16 protein-coding genes are annotated in these 16,717 nt (G+C 46.1%); 4 read left to right on the forward strand and 12 right to left on the reverse strand.

What is annotated here, in order from left to right:
* Window positions 1-57: 57 nt before the first annotated feature.
* Window positions 58-858, reverse strand: coding sequence for a pimeloyl-ACP methyl ester esterase BioH (gene bioH / locus L2748_RS14975; RefSeq protein ID WP_220778336.1), 801 nt, complete (start codon window positions 856-858; stop codon window positions 58-60).
* An 80-nt stretch (window positions 859-938) separates the two neighbouring features.
* Here bioH and L2748_RS14980 point away from each other — a divergent pair, with 80 nt between their 5' ends.
* Entirely contained in the window at window positions 939-1,622 is a 684-nt protein-coding gene (locus L2748_RS14980; RefSeq protein ID WP_220778299.1) for a ComF family protein, read from the forward strand.
* A gap of 59 nt (window positions 1,623-1,681) precedes the next feature.
* On the opposite strand, the gene L2748_RS14985 is transcribed toward L2748_RS14980, so the two are convergent.
* The gene (locus L2748_RS14985; RefSeq protein ID WP_220778297.1) at window positions 1,682-4,222 is read right to left on the reverse strand and encodes a M14 family zinc carboxypeptidase; all 2,541 of its coding nucleotides are present in this window, start codon (window positions 4,220-4,222) and stop codon (window positions 1,682-1,684) included.
* A gap of 210 nt (window positions 4,223-4,432) precedes the next feature.
* On the opposite strand from L2748_RS14985, the gene nfuA reads away from it, so the two are divergent.
* Window positions 4,433-5,011, forward strand: a complete 579-nt coding sequence (gene nfuA / locus L2748_RS14990) for a Fe-S biogenesis protein NfuA (RefSeq protein WP_220778295.1) — start codon at window positions 4,433-4,435, stop codon at window positions 5,009-5,011.
* Window positions 5,012-5,104: 93 nt separating this feature from the next.
* Here nfuA and L2748_RS14995 read toward each other — a convergent pair whose 3' ends face one another.
* Entirely contained in the window at window positions 5,105-6,436 is a 1,332-nt protein-coding gene (locus L2748_RS14995) for an MATE family efflux transporter (RefSeq protein WP_220778293.1), read from the reverse strand.
* An 18-nt stretch (window positions 6,437-6,454) separates the two neighbouring features.
* On the opposite strand from L2748_RS14995, the gene L2748_RS15000 reads away from it, so the two are divergent.
* Window positions 6,455-7,501 (forward strand): polysaccharide deacetylase family protein, encoded by a 1,047-nt coding sequence (locus tag L2748_RS15000; protein ID WP_220778292.1) that lies wholly within the window; start codon window positions 6,455-6,457, stop codon window positions 7,499-7,501.
* Between the two features lie 68 nt (window positions 7,502-7,569).
* Here L2748_RS15000 and L2748_RS15005 read toward each other — a convergent pair whose 3' ends face one another.
* The 5 genes from L2748_RS15005 to L2748_RS15025 form a co-directional block, all read right to left on the reverse strand.
* Window positions 7,570-8,199 carry an SCO family protein gene (locus L2748_RS15005; RefSeq protein ID WP_220778291.1) on the reverse strand — a complete coding sequence of 210 codons (630 nt, stop codon included), beginning with the start codon at window positions 8,197-8,199 and terminating at the stop codon, window positions 7,570-7,572.
* A 75-nt stretch (window positions 8,200-8,274) separates the two neighbouring features.
* Complete coding sequence (gene cyoE, locus L2748_RS15010) at window positions 8,275-9,180, reverse strand: heme o synthase (protein ID WP_220778290.1); 906 nt, start codon at window positions 9,178-9,180, stop codon at window positions 8,275-8,277.
* A 66-nt stretch (window positions 9,181-9,246) separates the two neighbouring features.
* The gene (locus L2748_RS15015; protein ID WP_220778289.1) at window positions 9,247-10,230 is read right to left on the reverse strand and encodes a COX15/CtaA family protein; all 984 of its coding nucleotides are present in this window, start codon (window positions 10,228-10,230) and stop codon (window positions 9,247-9,249) included.
* 126 nt (window positions 10,231-10,356) lie between these two features.
* Entirely contained in the window at window positions 10,357-10,899 is a 543-nt protein-coding gene (locus tag L2748_RS15020; RefSeq protein WP_220778288.1) for a hypothetical protein, read from the reverse strand.
* Between the two features lie 181 nt (window positions 10,900-11,080).
* Window positions 11,081-11,827 (reverse strand): SURF1 family protein, encoded by a 747-nt coding sequence (locus tag L2748_RS15025; protein ID WP_220778286.1) that lies wholly within the window; start codon window positions 11,825-11,827, stop codon window positions 11,081-11,083.
* On the opposite strand from L2748_RS15025, the gene L2748_RS15030 reads away from it, so the two are divergent.
* A complete protein-coding gene (locus tag L2748_RS15030) occupies window positions 11,826-12,044 on the forward strand; it encodes a DUF2909 family protein (protein ID WP_220778284.1) in 219 nt (72 codons plus the stop codon). The genes L2748_RS15025 and L2748_RS15030 overlap by 2 nt on opposite strands.
* 17 nt (window positions 12,045-12,061) lie before the next feature.
* Here the strand turns inward: L2748_RS15030 and L2748_RS15035 are convergent, their stop codons facing one another.
* From L2748_RS15035 to coxB, 4 genes are read right to left on the reverse strand one after another with little or no spacing between them, the layout of a single operon-like run.
* Window positions 12,062-12,940 carry a cytochrome c oxidase subunit 3 gene (locus L2748_RS15035; protein WP_220778282.1) on the reverse strand — a complete coding sequence of 293 codons (879 nt, stop codon included), beginning with the start codon at window positions 12,938-12,940 and terminating at the stop codon, window positions 12,062-12,064.
* On the reverse strand, window positions 12,937-13,512 hold the full coding sequence (locus L2748_RS15040; RefSeq protein WP_220778279.1) for a cytochrome c oxidase assembly protein: 576 nt from the start codon (window positions 13,510-13,512) through the stop codon (window positions 12,937-12,939). Before L2748_RS15040 ends, L2748_RS15035 begins: the two co-directional genes overlap by 4 nt.
* Before the next feature lie 2 nt (window positions 13,513-13,514).
* Window positions 13,515-15,119: a cytochrome c oxidase subunit I gene (gene ctaD / locus L2748_RS15045; protein ID WP_220765678.1), complete on the reverse strand. Its 1,605-nt coding sequence runs from the start codon at window positions 15,117-15,119 to the stop codon at window positions 13,515-13,517.
* 9 nt (window positions 15,120-15,128) lie between these two features.
* Complete coding sequence (gene coxB, locus L2748_RS15050) at window positions 15,129-16,697, reverse strand: cytochrome c oxidase subunit II (protein WP_220778277.1); 1,569 nt, start codon at window positions 16,695-16,697, stop codon at window positions 15,129-15,131.
* Window positions 16,698-16,717: the final 20 nt, after the last annotated feature.

Genomic DNA, 16,717 nt, shown 5'->3' on the forward strand with positions numbered 1-16,717 from the left:
TAATCAATTCGGGCGCAAAAATAAAGTTTTACTCGAGTACTAATGACTGAAATTAAATCAGCCTAAGCCTGTACTGTTTGCCTGAGTGTTTAACCGCGCTGTGTTTAACCACAGTAAGTAAGCTTCAATAAACACAGCGCTATGGCTAATAAATGGCGCATGGGAAGCTTTAAGCAATAGCAGGTCTTGGCTGTGTTCAAGCTGTGGCATAGCGTTAACGACGCGGCGTGGTACTAACCCGTCGAGTCGCCCCCAAACTCTTAACCAAGGTTGCTTAATTGCAGCTATTTCAGCACGTAAATCCACGGTTTCAAGCATATCTAGCCCTTGGGCTAGAGCGCCTTGATGTGCCTGTGGGCGAGCGAGCACTAACTCACGCAATTGCTTAATATCCGCTTTTGCCGTTTGGCTGCCCATGGCTTGAATCGCTAAAAATCGTTCGACGGTTTTATCAAGATCTTGGGTTAGTTGGCTAGCAAATTGTCCCAGTACTTCTGGCGGGATCCCTGGCCAGTCTTCCCGTGCCATAAAACAAGGTGACGATGCTATGGTGCATAGGGCGCTCACTCGCTCTGGGTATTGTATCGCTGCAAGTGTTGCCACAAGGCCGCCGAGTGACCAGCCTGTCCAAATCGCAGTATCGGGTACCTGCTGCATGATGGCGGCAAGCCAATCTTGAATGCCGCCTTCTACTGCTTGGCTATAACCAAATCCCGGCAGATCGACATAGTGGACTCTATACTCAGCTAAAGCATCTTTTAATGGCGAAAATACGGCGCTGTTAACACCCCAGCCATGGAGGATAACGAGATCTGGGCCTTGGCCAATTGATTCAATGTGTAGCTGATTTTGATTCATCGCGATCTCGCTGGGTGTGTAGATAATAGAAAAGGATTTCATCTATCAACAAAATACCTTGGAATAGATGGCTGGCGGTTATGTTACCCAATCGCTGTTTGATGTGCCATCAACATATTAACTCTGAGCAACGTGGTTTGTGTGAGGTGTGTTTGCAGGCGAGCAGCTACCAAACCGAGATCTGCTTAGGTTGTGGCCGTGAAATGGCGTTACCTATGGCGTTTTGTGGTCAGTGTATGTTGAAACCGACAATACAGGTCATTGCGCCTTGTCGTTATCGTGATGGTATAGGTCACTGGGTTGGGCAGATAAAGTATCAAGCGCAGTTTGCAGTCATCGATGTGCTTGTTGAGGCACTGGTACAGCGGTTGTTTCATTTAGAGGGGCTAGGCTTAGTTGAACGTCCACAAGTATTAATCGCTGTGCCTTTGCACCGTAATCGATTGCGACAAAGAGGGTTTAATCAAGCGTGGATTATTGCTAAAACGCTGTCTAAACGCCTTAATATTCCGTTAATCGACGATATGCTCTTTCGCGTTCGAGATACTCAGCCTCAAGCAGGGCTAAGCGGTAAATCGCGCCGCAAAAACCTAAATAGTGCGTTTGCGCTTAGTGATGGGTTTAATTGGCAGCGAGTCGCCTTAATTGACGATGTGGTGACAACGGGCACCACAGTTAAGGAGATCGCTAAGCTGTTTCAGCGCCAACATATTCAAGTACAAGTGTGGTGCCTCGCGAGGGCTGAGGCACCGGGCGTAAGTTAGTTATTGTTTACTTCATTATTCACTTCGCTCTTGATTTCACTTTATTACTCACTTCATCGCTAATGTAAGGCGGGGATAAAGTAGAGCGCGTTGGCGTAAACTTTTTCACTGCCTAGCCAGATATTTCTAAACAGTAAGTTGTCTGCGAGTGCTACCACTGCGCCTTTATTATGTGACTCCACAATAATTGCTGCACTGTTGCTAAAACTACTTTGGTACTCTTGGGCTAAATAGCCACTTAGTAGCGGTTGTGAGGCATATTTAGCTGCCACGCTAAAGTCGCCAGTAACCTGCGAAAACCCTAATACTTTGTTTTTTAGTATAGGTAATCTGTCACTAGGTAAGCCAAAGTTTATCGGGTGGCTAGTATCGAGTTTAAGCTCTAAAATCGCACCGCCAATGGCTTGCTTGGCACGGAACTTTGACTTTTTATCAAAGGTTAGCCCCTCTGCATCAAAAAGTTGTTTGTAAAAACGATCGCTGCGTAAGTTCGTTTTGAGCAAATTAGCGCGACTTAGCCAATTGAGCGCACCTTTTTGAGCGATGATGACGCCACCCTCGCTGGCAAATTGCCCGAGCTTACGGGCAAAGCGTTCATCTAATGTTTGGTAGCGGCCATCTGCGAATAATACATGGCTGTAGTCACTGAGGTTAATGCTCGGGAGCTGATTAATATCAACCATAGTGGTGGCAACGCCTAAGGTGTTATCGAGGTAATACCATAATTGACCGACTTCTGATATTGAGGTGCCTTTGCCACTAATGAGCAGTGGCCTAATCGGTTTAATCACTTTGAAATCAGGGCTGCCTAAATCGATTCCTGCGCTAGCAGAGCTAGTATTGGTAGCGACAACATCAACTTGTAACTTTTGCGCAAGCTTTGCCACTAACTTATTAATGTCGCTGGCTGAAAACTTATCCTGCTTGAGAGGGATTTGCAGGCTACCAGCAGCAAAATCGGTATTTTTATTCTGTTGTTTGATGCTAAAAGGTTTAGCGGCAAACTTAACGAGCACACCTTGTTCAAGTAACTGTTGTAGCAATAAAACCGCTTGGCTTTGTTGCCAATTGATAAGTAGTGCTACCGCTTTATCATCCCACTGATTAACGGTAAATTTAGGCGCTGTCTGATTTAGCACACTTAATTCAAGCTTCACATTACGGCGTAAGGTTAAGTCAAAAGCGTGTTGTAAGTTCCAGGTGGAAATATCATAAAAAGTTGGGTCAACAAACTCGGTTCTGTCATCAAACATGGCAGTTAACAATGCAGATTGAGCTTGGTTGTTGGGGATGAAAATACTGCTATTGACCGCAAAATCAATCTCGCCCTGAGACAGCGGATTAGTGAGGTAGTAATACTCAATCTGATGTTGAGCAAGTAATTGGGTCAGCACTTTTATGCGGCCACTGTCTTTACTGGTACTCATTAGTAGCCCAGCTTGGCGAGGCTTTTTCTTCATCGCCTTTTGGTGTTTATCTTCGAAGAATTCAGCTTGATATTGTTCTAGCTCAGACCTTAATGCCAGTGCGCCTTTGAGGCTTGAAATTGAAGTGGCATATTGATTATCGATGGCTTCTTGCATCGTCACTAAGCCATTTACCGATGCTTGTTGCTGGCCGCGAGCGCTGGCTTGTTCAAACAGCACGCCAATCGCGCCGTTAATATCCGGGTAGGTTGAGCCTTTACCATAAAAGAAGTCATCAAACAGCTGGCGGCTAAAGTAGGCCTGCTTTTTGGTGTCCAGTTCAGCTTGATGATACGCGGCTAACTTGGCGGTGAGTTTTTGGTTAGCTGCAGGGGTGAGAGGGTGCGTTCTGTCGGGAACACCTGGCTGAAAAAAATAACTGTGGTTATGACCCATTTCATGGAAATCGCCAACATAATGGGGCTGCCAGCGGTGAAATAGCGCAACGCGACCTTGAGATTCGGGATGACGCAGGAACAGCCAGTCACGATTAAGGTCTGCTAGGTAGTGGTTACTTCTGCCTGATGGCCAACCTTGCTTGTGTTCTTTATGGTTGGGATCGCTAACCGCGACTTTACCAGCATAACCATTGGCCCAAGTGGAAAAGCGATCTAGACCATCGGGGTTCTGACTGGGAGTAATCAGCACAACGGCGTTATTCAGTAGATTGGTTACCCATTTTTCTTCGCTGGTGGCGAGCATATGGCTGAGTTTGATTGCGCTGTGGGCGCCACTAATTTCATCACCATGAATCGAGTAAGCTAACCAAATAATCAGTGGTCCATCTTGCTGTGCGCCATATTTTACTTGTTGACGTTGAGCTAAGATGTCATCGAGTTTGGCTTGGTTTTCAACCGAGGTAATCACCGCGGTAAGCTGTTTTCTTGCCTCATGGCTAACCCCTGTATCTTCGAGAGACACTCTCGGGTTTTGTTGGGCTATTTGCTGTAGGTAGTAATTGATTTGATCATGACGTAATAGGCGTTCGCCAAGTGGATAACCGAGAAACTCCTCAGGACTGATTGTTGCAACGCCATAGAGTGGATTATCGGTTAGACGCGTCTTCTTTGCTTCAGCAAAAAAGGCGGGTAACATCAAAAAAGCGCACAAAACAACAAGACCGATTCTTAACATGGAGTTTTTCGTTATATTTATAATATTGTTGTTAAATTAACAGCTCGTAGGCGACAAAACCACTCTAGGGGAAGATAAAAAACTGTGATCAGATTCGTGTTAATTCTTAATCTGTGAGCATTAGGGGCTACAAAGGAATGCAGAGTAAGAGTATTATAGGGCTAATTCTTACTAAAACACTCAGGTTTATCCCTGACGGAGCATGTTTTCATGATTACCATTTCCGAAGCAGCTCAGGCGCATTTTGTTAAATTGTTATCAGATCAGCCTGAAGGAACTCACATTCGAGTATTTGTTATCAGCCCTGGCACTGCGCAAGCTGAGTGTGGTGTATCTTATTGCCCACCAGATGCTGTTGAAGCTGACGACACTGAGCTAGAGTTTAACGGCTTTAATGCCATGGTTGACGAAAAGAGCGCTCCTTTCCTTGAAGAAGCGACAATCGATTTTGTTACCGATCAACTAGGTTCACAGTTAACGCTGAAAGCACCTAACGCTAAAATGCGTAAAGTGTCTGACGATGCGTCACTACAAGAGCGTATTGAGTACGTTATCCAGTCTGAAATCAACCCACAGCTTGCTAGCCACGGTGGTAACATCATGCTAGTTGAGATCACTGAAGACGGCATCGCTGTACTGCAGTTTGGTGGTGGTTGTAATGGTTGTTCTATGGTTGATGTGACGCTGAAAGATGGTATCGAGAAGCAACTACTTGATATGTTCCCAAGCGAGCTAACAGGCGTTAAAGACGTGACTGAGCACCAGCACGGTGAGCACTCTTACCAGTAAGACTCTGGTATTATTTGCTATAAAAAACGCGACTCTAAGCTTAGGTCGCGTTTTTTTATGTCTGATTTTTATATTGATAGCGATGATTTACTGCTAGTTTAGTGCTTGTCTTAGTCTAAACCAGTAATGTAGCGATAAAGAGGCACTGCGCGCTAGCATAAAGCAGCTCATTGCCGCCCAAAGTGCATGGTTGCCATTAGATTGCAGTAAATACCAAGTCGGAAAGAACACACCAAACGTTGATAAAATCATGCTATTACGCATGATGCTACCTTTGGCTGCGCCAATATACACACCATCAAACAAGTAAGACCCAAAGGCCAGTAATGGTAGAAATACCACCCAGAATAAGTACTGTTCAGCCACGGCTTGCACCTCGGTTAAGCTGGTTAACATACTGATGATGCTGGAACCTGCTAAGGCAAAAAACAGCGTGAAGCCAATAGCCGCTATCGCCGACCAAGCCCAAGCTAAGGTGACAGACTCCTGCATTAAACGGCTATTTTTCTGCCCATAAGCTCTACCTACTTCAGCCTCAGCGTAATAGGCTATGCCGTCTAAGGCGTAGGAGATCAGCATTAATAAGTTGAGTAACACCGCATTGGCGGCCACGGTATTGTCGCCAAGGCCGGCACCGTAAAAAGTCATAAAGGCAAAAGACAGTTGCAAGCATAAACTACGGATAAAAATATCGGTGTTTAAGCTCATTAGCTTGCCGTAGCTCTGTAGTGATAGCTGCTTAGCCACTGTAAATAGTTTAAAGCCACCTAGTTTACTAAGCTGTCCTCTCACCATAGTGAGTGCGACTAAGAAACCTGATATATCGGCAAATACTGAGGCTAATGCCGCGCCTTTAACGCCCCAGCCAAGTACCAGTACAAATAGTACGTCGAGAATAATATTGACTAAGTTAGCCACAATTAGCTGCCACATGGCGGCTTTAGGTTGCTGGCGGCCGAGTAACCAACCGAGCATCACTAAGTTCATTAGTGCAAATGGTGTAGACCAAATACGGACTTGAAAATATTCGCGGCAATAGCGCTCTACTTCTACGCTGGCATCAGACATTGCCATGGCTAAGTTGAGGATCGGCCATTGCAGTGCAATGGCGGCGATACCAAACATTAGCGCTAAACTTGCCGCTTGCACTAACAGCTTAAATTGTTGCTGAGTATCGTCTGCGCCATAGGCTTGCGCGACTAATCCTGTGGTTGCCATGCGTAAAAATCCTAGCAACCACAAAATTAAGGTTATAATCGTTGACCCAACTGCCACGCCGCCTAAATAATAGGCGTTGCTAAGATGTCCAACAACGGCGGTATCGACTAAACCTAATAGCGGCACAGTGATGTTTGATAAAATCATCGGCAGCGCTAAAGCGAATAACTGTCGGTTTTTTTGTGGGTTTAACAATAAGGCAATCATTTTAGAGGTCTAATATATATGGTTAAAAACGTGTTGCTAGCGCTATTAGCGCTGACAGGTTTTTCGGCTCATGCGGCAGTGATCCTGCAGTATCATCATGTGTCAGATACGACACCTGCGATCACCAGTGTGACGCCTGCGCAATTTAAAGAGCAAATGCAGTACCTAGCGGATAACAACTTTAATGTTGTACCACTTTCAACGGTTGTGGAGTCGATTAAGGCAAAACAGACACTGCCAGCAAAAACAATTGCGATTACTTTTGATGATGGATACCGCAGTATTGCAAATACGGCGCACCCTATTTTAAAGCAATATAAATTCCCCTACACCCTTTTTGTCTCTGTAGAGCCAATTCTAAAAGAGTATGGTGAGATGATGAGTTGGCAACAACTGATTACCTTATCTAATGAAGGGGCGGAAATCGCTAACCACAGCTGGAATCATGAGCACCTTATCCGTAAAGAAGGTAACGAAACTGAGGCGCAATGGTTGGCGCGTATTGAAGACAATATTCTTCGCACCGAAGCTGAAATTGCTAAGGCGACAGGACAGAATCTAAAGATGTTGGCTTACCCTTATGGTGAGTACAACCAGCAGATTGAAGCTATGCTTGAAAAGCACGGCTTTGTGGCCTTTGGTCAGCAGTCTGGCGCAGCGGGTCCACATTCACCATTAACCGCTTTACCGCGTTTTCCGGTGGCTGGTGTTTATGCCGATCTTAATAGTTTAAAGGTGAAGCTACACAGTTTAAATATGCCTGTGATTGCGCAAACCAACAGTAATCCGCAATTGGATTCTGGCCAGTGGCGACCAGAGATTAAAGTGACCTTGGATATGAGCGATATCAACGCATCGCAACTGATGTGCTTTATTCAGGGGCAGGGTGCTAAAAAACCAAACTGGATTAGTGATGACCAATTTAGTATTCAAGCTGAGCTAGATCTACCTGCGGGTCGCTCACGATATAACTGCACCGCACCGAGTAAAAGCAAAGGTAGTTACTACTGGTTCTCGCAGCCATGGATTCGTCCTAAAGCAAACGGTCAATGGATTGCAGAGTAATCTAGATTGAAATAGAAAAGCGCCTAATAGGCGCTTTTTTTAATTGGAAAACTTTTAACTGGGAAACGTTAGCTCGAATGTTTTGCGATGAGCGCATTCACATCATGGATTAATTCGCTGTTTTTTATCTGCGGTAGTTGCCCAGGCGAATGCGACTTAGGCTTAATAATCGCCACCTTTTGCCCTTGGGGTGACACTAACGCAAACGACGCGCTATGATCGACTTGATAATCTTCTCCGTCGCCCACCATGGCATAAACAAAACCTAAACTGCGAGTAATGGGAAACAGCTGTTTATGCTCGCCCGTCACAGCCATAAATTCGGGGTTAAAGAACTTAATGTAGTTTTGCAGTTTGTTGGTGCTATCGCGCTGTGGATCCACCGAAAGAAAGATCACTTGTACATCGGCGACTTGATTCAGTCCAGCATAAGCCGAAGTGAGTTTCCCCATAGTGGTTGGGCAAACGTCAGGGCAAGAGGTGTAACCAATAAAAAATAGGCTCCACTTACCTTGTAGGTTAAGGTTGCTAAAGCTGTTGCCACGTTGGTCGGTAAGTGAGAACGGCGCTAAAGGCTGCGGGCTTGGGTATTCAAAACTCGTTTGCAAGTTAATCGGTTTCGGTTGATTAAGCTGCACACTGGCATAAGCGCCAGCGGCGACCAAAATAATAGCTGCAATAATTGCTATGAGTTTCATATTTTATCCCTCAGTTAACGCGATATTTAGCCTAATCCAATCCGTGGTTATCTGCTGTTAGCGCTCTAGTTAGGGCTATACCCAAAGATAATGGTCAACGAGCAGTGCGATAAATAGCAGCATCAAGTGATAGATAGAAAACTTAAACACATTCATCGCCAGTCCAGGTGTCTCATGGTATTTAAGCTGCCAAGCTTTATAGATAAAGCCTGCACTGAGTAAAGTTGAGCTAACTAAATAAACCGGGCCACACATGCCTACGAGCACCGGGAGTAAGCAGGCTATCGCCAATAACACTGTGTATAGAAAAATACAGGTTTTAGTAAACTCTACGCCGTGGGTAACCGGCAACATGGGGATATCCACTTTGGCATATTCAGTTTTGCGGTGAATCGCCAGCGCCCAAAAGTGCGGTGGCGTCCAGGCAAAGATGATGATCACTAGCAGTAATGCATTACCGTGAAACTCGCCCGTTACCGCAGTCCAGCCCAGTAACGGTGGCATTGCACCCGCTAAGCCACCCACTACGATATTTTGCGGTGTTGCGCGCTTTAAATAAGCGGTATAAACCACGGCATAGCCAATTAAACTGGCAAAAGTTAGACAAGCGGTGAGAGGGTTGACCAAGGCATACAGAATTACAAACCCTAAGATCCCTAAGCCAAAAGAGAAGGTTAGTGCCTTAGTTATCGAGACTCGACCTTTAGGTAGCGGGCGGTTGTAGGTACGTGCCATTAGGCCGTCGATACGGCGATCAATGAGGTGGTTAAATGCTGCTGCCGAGCCAGCCATCATACCGATCCCCGCCATTCCGGCTATCAAGGGCGTAATAGGCACCGCGCCGGGAACGGCAAGGCACATCCCCACCAAAACGGTTAATAGCATTAACGCGACCACTTTAGGCTTGGTCATTTCATAATAAGCCCGCCATTGAAATATTGGCGTCGACTGGCTGGTTGTTATTGCGATAGGTTTGGCCATATTCGGTACCTCACTTTACTCAGTAACAGAAAAAAGGGCGCTATTTGTTGTCATTTATCGACCCTCTTATGCTTTGCGCCATAAGGCGTAATTGATAAACACTAGGTTGAGCAGCAATAATGCTGCGCCAGCGTTATGGGATACAGCGATCCCAAGTGGTAGATTGAGTACGACATTGCTGACGCCAAGTACAACCTGCAAAATAACCAAACCAACCAGCAACCAAGCCGCATTACGCATGATGTTTGATTTGGCATCGCGGATAAGTTTAAAAGCGAGATACAGCAACATGGCTGCGGTGATGATAGCGCCAATACGGTGCGCCACATGTATGGTCATTCTGGCGGGGTAATCGAGTACGCCAAATTCAAAGCTGGCGTGCTCGCCTTGAAAAGGTGAAAAGGCTTTAGCAAAGCTAAGGTTATCGACCCAGTTGCCTTCACAAAACGGCAGAGTGGTACAGGCTAGGGCGGCATAATTCGATGACGTCCAACCGCCTAGCATTATTTGCAGCAGTAACACGCCAATACAGATAGCGGCAAAGCCCGCTAGTTTGCGTGCCGTAGGGTCACCGCCGGGGATCCGTAGTGGCATATTGCGTAAATACAGTAACAACAGCAGTGAAAATAGCGCAAAACCACCAATGAGATGCGCCATCACTATGATGGGCATTAACTTCATCGTGACCGTCCACATGCCTAATGCCGCTTGGAAAAGAATAAGCCCTGCGATAAACATGGGCAGTTTTTTGGGCGCGTCCTGGGTTTTAAGGCTGAGGATTAAAATCAGTAACACCAGAAGCCCGAGCGTACCGGCAATGTAGCGGTGGATCATTTCTAACCAAGCTTTTTCAGTTTCTACCGTATGCTCAGGAAAGGCTTGCTGAACTTGTGCTAATTCGTGGCTTTCGGTAGGCACTTTTAGCATGCCGTAACAACCGGGCCAGTCTGGGCAACCTAGGCCAGCATCGGCTAGCCGAGTGTACGCTCCCATTAAAATTACGCATAAAGTAAATACTAAGGTGATTTTTACTAACGAGTTAATTTGCATGCCTGTTACCCCCAGCGAATTTTGATCCGATGCTGAGAGAGGTGTAAGCACATCTATAAAGGATCACGGATAAAGTAAATACTAAGGTGATTTTCAACAGTGAGTTAATTTGCATCAAAGTCCCCCTTATCCAATCCGCGACAGTTTGAGGAGCTTACGTAGGTCGGCCACGAGTGCTTTGCCTTGCATGATCTGCGCTTGATGATCTTCGGCAATCGGGTAGCTCATCACTAAGCTGCCCAACGGGTCGACAATCACCAGCTGTTGTTGCTTGAGTAATTGGCTAAGTTCTGTAGATGGCGTGGCGGTGACAAAGTCGAAACCGCTTAGTGCTGTGGTATCGCTGAGCGGACTTAGCATAATAATGGTGTGCACTCGGTCTTGATTGCGGCCAAGGGCGACATGGCTTTGCTGCAATATATACAGCCTATCTTCGCAAACTGCATCGCAGTGACTGGGTAATTGATAAAGCAGTTGCCACTCTTGTGGCTGGGGATTGGCCATATCTAGGCTTTGATAGCTAACGCTTTCAAGTAGTTGGCCTTTATTGGTTGCTCCGCCTTGGTATAAATCAAAGCTGAGTACAATTTTTGCTGCCATGACAGGTAGAATAAATGCCATTAATAGCAATATGAGGGTGCGCTTACCGTTCTTTTTGGGGGAGTTCATTCCATCTCCTCTATTCTGTTACTCCATCCTTTTCTAGCGCACTGACTAACCTACTTATAAGTCAGTGTTGGCCAAAATGGTGGAAATAATCCATCAAAATAATTGTGCAGAATCGAGCTTCCCGGAACGGCTAGGTCGCTTAATTTCTAACCTACAGTGTCTGTGTATCGTTAGCAATAGCCTATTTAATTTCTTGTTTATCTGATTGTTTTAATTTACGAAAAAATAGGTATCCCATCAAAATGGCAAACACTGCAGCCATTGAAAACCATTGCGCCGCATAGCCATGGTGTTTTTGTGACGATAAGGGGATCGGCTGCCAAGGATGTGAGTAGCCATTTTCGAGGTTGTTTGGCTGTAAAACGGCATTGGCTAAAGGTTTATCTATGAGTTTAGCGAGTTGACCAATGTTGAGGTTTTGAATACGTTTTGGCCAACCGGATTCCGCCATTAACTCTGAGCTCATTGGGTTTAGCTGTTTTTGGTAAACCCGGCCAGTTAATTCGATAGGTTGATTAATGGTGATGACTTCGGGCAATTGTGAGCGGCTGAGTCCTGCAGGGATAAAGCCCAGCTCGACTAACAACCAAGGTTGCAACTCACTCACTTGTAGCGCTTGCAATGCAAGGTAACCGACCCGACCTTGATAAACTTGGTTATCCAGTAAAAACAGTTCACTTGATACTGGTGTAACAAGGGTTTTGAGTTTAAATCCAGTGAGGGCTTCATCTTTAGGTAGGGCGAGTAGTTCGCTATAACTGAGAATTGCTGCAGATTGCCTCGCGCTAAGCTGTTGCTGCCAACTAGCCTTGTATTCGGCGCGTTCTAGCTGCCAAAAACCTAGCTTGACCAAAATAGAAAACACTAGCACAGTAATAAGCACAATAAATAACCACGCAAGATTCACCTTAATTCTAGGAGAGCTCATGTCTGTTTTGTTTATCTTTAAAGTCGTCTTAGTATTACTACTGCTATTCATACTGTTTAATCTAGGTCGCGCCCTATTTATTATGGTGAAAGGAGAGCAGACAGTCCCGATGAGCCAGTATTTAGGTCGACGGGTACTGTTCTCTGTTTTAGTTGTTGTCTTGCTGCTGGTGGCATTAGGGACCGGCGTCATCAGCCCTAACGCCAGACCCTATTAATGATTAGGTTTTATCGTTTACAACACGTAAACAAAGATAAATAGACATAACCAAACCACATCAACAAAGTGCCAGTACCAAGCACCAGCTTGAAAGGCAAACTGCTTATCTGGGGTGAAATGCCCCTTGAGTACTCTAAAGAACAGCACAATCAAGAATATAGTTCCTAAGGTAACGTGCATGCCGTGAAAGCCGGTTAACAGGAAGAACGTATTGCCGTAAACGCCCGCATCGAGAGTCAGTCCCATCTCTTGGTAAGCATGGATATACTCTTCAGCCTGTAAAAATAAGAACCCAATACCCAGTAAAATGGTTAGCCCTAGCCAAACTGTTAGCGCCTTACGTTTATCTTGTTCAAGCCCGACATGAGCAAAGTGTAAGGTTACCGATGAGGTTAACAGGATTAAGGTGTTATACAGGGGCAGCCCCATCCAACCCATAGCTTGGGTGGTGGTGCCATCGGGTGTCGTGACCAGCGGCCAAACCGCTTCGAAAGTTGGCCATAACACTTCATTGGTCATGGCATTATTTGATGCGCCACCAAGCCAAGGCACTGCAATCATGCGCGCATAAAACAGTGCGCCGAAAAAGGCTGCGAAGAACATCACTTCTGAGAAAATAAACCAGCTCATACCTTGTCTAAATGAGCGATCCATCTGCTTTGAATAGAGTCCAGCCATCGATTCGGCAATGACTGTTCTAAACCAGCCAAAGATCATAAAGATGATCACGGTGATTCCAGCCAGCAGGATATAACCGCCGCTGGTACTGTCGGTCTTTAATTCTGATACATAGCTGCCAGCGCCAAACGCGATTAGAAATAGGCCGATAGCCCCGATAATCGGCCAAGCACTTTGGGCGGGAACATAATAGTTTTCATGTTTTTCTATAGTCATCTTGCGGCTCCTTGCTCTACAGCAGTGCTGGCGACATAGCCTTTGTCGGTGATGTTGTAGAGGGTATAAGAGAGGGTCAAGGTTGATATTGAATCTGGTAATTCGGGATCCACAAAAAATATCAGTGGGAGATCAGCTTCGGCTTGGGCCGTTAATACCTGCTGATTGAAACAGAAACATTCCGTTTTATTGAAGTAGGCGGCGCCTTGTCCGGGTGACACCGACGGGATCGCTTGGCCAACAATATGCTTTGCAGACAAATTTGTTGCAACAAAATGGGTCCGAATAAGCTCACCGGGGTGAACTTGCATAGTGTTAACTTCTGGTTCGAAGGTCCAAGGCATATCACTTTGCACCTGAGACACAAACTCTACGGTAATGGTTCTATTTTTATCTATGACGACGGGCTGATAAACGCTGGCAGTACTTTGGGTTTTGCCGTTAATACCTAGAGCGTCGCACAGTACGTCGTATAAAGGGACCAGCGCAAATCCAAAGCCAAACATACCCAGAGAGCTAAAAATCAGCACTATGATCAGTTTCTTATTAGATTTGCGCTTAGTGTTTTCCATGTTTACTTCACCTCTGGTGGTGTCGTAAATGAGTGATAGGGTGCAGGGCTAGGAATAGTCCATTCTAGACCTTCGGCTCCTTCCCACGGTTTAGCTGGCGCTTTCTCACCACCGCGAATACATTTAATCACTACGGCTAAGAAAATCAGCTGTGACAGACCAAAGGCAAACCCACCAATCGACACAATTTGGTTAACGTCGGCAAACTGAATCGCATAGTCTGGGATCCGTCGTGGCATACCGGCAAGCCCGAGAAAATGCATGGGGAAGAACAATACGTTTACTGAGATCACTGAACACCAAAAGTGCCAGCGGCCTAAGCTTTCGCTGTACATGTTACCCGTCCACTTGGGCAACCAATAATAGGCTGCAGCCATGATGGAGAATATCGCCCCGGTTACCAGAACATAGTGGAAATGCGCCACCACAAAGTAAGTATCGTGGTATTGGAAATCTGCAGGAGTGATTGCCAACATGAGCCCGGAGAAGCCACCAATGGTGAACAAGATGATAAAGGCGACCGCAAATAACATCGGGGTCTCAAAGGTGATTGAGCCTCGCCACATGGTGGCTACCCAGTTAAATACCTTTACGCCCGTCGGCACCGCAATCAACATGGTGCAATACATAAAGAACAGCTCTGCAAATACCGGCATACCTGTGGTAAACATGTGGTGCGCCCAAACCAAGAACGACAAAATAGCGATACTGGCGGTGGCGTAAACCATCGACGAATAACCAAATAAGCGTTTGCGGCTAAAGGCGGGTACAATTGCTGAGATGATACCGAATGACGGCAAAATCATGATATACACTTCTGGGTGACCAAAGAACCAGAAAATATGCTGGAACATGACAGGGTCGCCACCACCGGCGGCATCAAAAAAGCTGGTACCAAAGTATTTATCGGTCAGCACCATAGTGACCACGCCCGCAAGTACTGGCATTACAGCAATCAATAAGAATGCAGTGATTAGCCAAGTCCATACGAATAACGGCAGCTTCATCCAGGTCATGCCCGGCGCGCGCATATTAACGATGGTCACGACCACGTTAATCGCACCCATAATTGAGCTTATGCCCATAATATGCACCGCAAATACAAACAATGCTGTACTGTCAGGGCTATAGGTGGTCGATAACGGTGCGTAGAAGGTCCAGCCAAAGTTAGGTCCACCTCCCTCCATAAATAGTGAACTTAGCAAGATAGAAAATGCGAATGGCAAGATCCAAAAGCTCCAGTTATTCATCCGCGGTAGCGCCATATCTGGCGCACCAATCATCATAGGAATTAACCAGTTAGCCAAGCCCGTAAAGGCAGGCATGACGGCGCCAAATACCATGATCAAACCATGGACTGTGGTCATTTGGTTAAAGAAGTTAGGCTCGACTAATTGTAAGCCGGGTTGAAACAGTTCTGCTCGGATCACCATTGCCATGGCGCCGCCGGTGAGGAACATGATGAAACTAAACCATAAATAAAGCGTACCGATATCTTTATGGTTAGTGGTTAATATCCAGCGCATAATGCCTTTCGGCGCCCCATGATGGTGGTCATCATGGTGATCGTCGTGAGCGGCTGGTGAATCTTGTGTAATTGTGCTCATTTACATCCCCTACTTAGCGTGACCATCGACATCAGTTGCCTGTACGGCATCACCTGAGTTATTACCCCAAGCATTACGCTCATAGGTAATGACGGCAGCGATCTCTTGTGGCGTTAACTGCTGCGCAAACGCCTGCATAGCTGTGCCCGGTTTACCATTAATCACAATCTCAAGATGGTCTGTAACAGGCCCTTTAATAACAGGACTACCAACAAGTGATGGGAATGCGGGTGGCAGACCTGCGCCTGTGGCTTGGTGGCAAGCAACGCAGCTGGTCATGTAGACTTTCTCGCCCATGGCGATCAGTTCATCCATGGTTAAATCATCTAGCACCACTGCAGCAGCTGTGGCGGCAACAGCCTCGTTCTCTAACGATTGGGTATCATCTAAGGTGGCAGGGAGAGTTGTCGGTGTGCCAGCATTGTTAGCACTTGAGTCGGCTGCATCATCAGTTGCAGCGTCACCATTTGCGTTGATATCGGCAGCTTGCACCATCTCACCGGAATCATTGCCCCAGGCGTTGCGTTCAAAAGTCACTACTGCCGCAATTTCTGTGGCTGTCAGTTGCTGTGAAAATGCCTGCATCGCCGTGCCTGGCTTACCATTGACCACAATATCAATATGGCCAGCAACAGCGCCTTTGATCATTGGACTACCAATAAGTGATGGGAAAACACCGGGTAGCCCTGCGCCATTGGGTTGGTGACAGGCGGCGCAGCGCGCCATATACACTTGCTCACCTTGGCTCATTAGTTCTTCCATTGTCAGTGTTTGCGACAAGGCGGCTTGGGCTGCAGCTTCAGCGTTACTGGCCTCTTGCTGCTGGGCGATTAGCCAAGCGTCAAAGTCTTCTTCTGATAAGGCTTCAACCACAATGGGCATAAAACCGTGGTCTTTACCGCATAGCTCGGCACATTGACCACGGTAGATCCCAGGTTTATCAATTTTGGTCCATGCTTCATTAATAAACCCGGGATTAGCATCTTTTTTAACGGCAAAAGCGGGTACCCACCAAGAGTGAATAACGTCTTCAGAAGTCATTAAAAAGCGCACTTTACGGTTAATTGGCAGCACTAATGGCTTATCAACTTCCAGTAGGTAGTTTTCGCCTTTAGTTTCTTTACCTTCAATTTGCTCTCGCGGAGTCGACAGTAAACTGAAAAATGAAATGTCTTTATCAAAGTAGCTGTAATGCCACTTCCACTGTGAGCCTGTTACTTTGATTGTTAGATCGGCGTTACTGGGGTCTTCCATTGCAATCAAGGTTTTGGTTGCAGGAATAGCCATTCCGATAAGAATGATAAAAGGTACAATCGTCCATAATATTTCGACTTTAGTACTTTCGTGAAAATTGGCGGCGACAGCGCCTTTAGATTTGCGATGGTTGATCATTGCATAAATCATTACGCCGAACACCACTATGCCAATAGCACAACAGATGTAGAGAATGATCATGTGGAGGCTGTAGACCTGACCACTGATATCCGTCACACCTTTCGTCATATTAAGTGGCATTTCTGATGCAACAAGCGCGGGCGTAAATAGTAGCGCCAGCACACTATACAACAATTGCTTCACTAGACTTCTCCTCTGTCAAC

Origin of the sequence: Shewanella sairae (genome assembly GCF_023283535.1) — a bacterium.
GTDB classification, from domain to species: domain Bacteria; phylum Pseudomonadota; class Gammaproteobacteria; order Enterobacterales; family Shewanellaceae; genus Shewanella; species Shewanella sairae.

What these genes read in the sequence shown, in the direction of transcription:
- bioH (WP_220778336.1), bottom strand. Translation starts at nt 858, where the DNA reads ATGAATCAAAATCAGCTACACATTGAATCAATTGGCCAAGGCCCAGAT.
- L2748_RS14980 (WP_220778299.1), top strand. Translation starts at nt 939, where the DNA reads ATGTTACCCAATCGCTGTTTGATGTGCCATCAACATATTAACTCTGAG.
- L2748_RS14985 (WP_220778297.1), bottom strand. Translation starts at nt 4,222, where the DNA reads ATGTTAAGAATCGGTCTTGTTGTTTTGTGCGCTTTTTTGATGTTACCC.
- nfuA (WP_220778295.1), top strand. Translation starts at nt 4,433, where the DNA reads ATGATTACCATTTCCGAAGCAGCTCAGGCGCATTTTGTTAAATTGTTA.
- L2748_RS14995 (WP_220778293.1), bottom strand. Translation starts at nt 6,436, where the DNA reads ATGATTGCCTTATTGTTAAACCCACAAAAAAACCGACAGTTATTCGCT.
- L2748_RS15000 (WP_220778292.1), top strand. Translation starts at nt 6,455, where the DNA reads ATGGTTAAAAACGTGTTGCTAGCGCTATTAGCGCTGACAGGTTTTTCG.
- L2748_RS15005 (WP_220778291.1), bottom strand. Translation starts at nt 8,199, where the DNA reads ATGAAACTCATAGCAATTATTGCAGCTATTATTTTGGTCGCCGCTGGC.
- cyoE (WP_220778290.1), bottom strand. Translation starts at nt 9,180, where the DNA reads ATGGCCAAACCTATCGCAATAACAACCAGCCAGTCGACGCCAATATTT.
- L2748_RS15015 (WP_220778289.1), bottom strand. Translation starts at nt 10,230, where the DNA reads ATGCAAATTAACTCGTTAGTAAAAATCACCTTAGTATTTACTTTATGC.
- L2748_RS15020 (WP_220778288.1), bottom strand. Translation starts at nt 10,899, where the DNA reads ATGAACTCCCCCAAAAAGAACGGTAAGCGCACCCTCATATTGCTATTA.
- L2748_RS15030 (WP_220778284.1), top strand. Translation starts at nt 11,826, where the DNA reads ATGTCTGTTTTGTTTATCTTTAAAGTCGTCTTAGTATTACTACTGCTA.
- L2748_RS15025 (WP_220778286.1), bottom strand. Translation starts at nt 11,827, where the DNA reads ATGAGCTCTCCTAGAATTAAGGTGAATCTTGCGTGGTTATTTATTGTG.
- L2748_RS15035 (WP_220778282.1), bottom strand. Translation starts at nt 12,940, where the DNA reads ATGACTATAGAAAAACATGAAAACTATTATGTTCCCGCCCAAAGTGCT.
- L2748_RS15040 (WP_220778279.1), bottom strand. Translation starts at nt 13,512, where the DNA reads ATGGAAAACACTAAGCGCAAATCTAATAAGAAACTGATCATAGTGCTG.
- ctaD (WP_220765678.1), bottom strand. Translation starts at nt 15,119, where the DNA reads ATGAGCACAATTACACAAGATTCACCAGCCGCTCACGACGATCACCAT.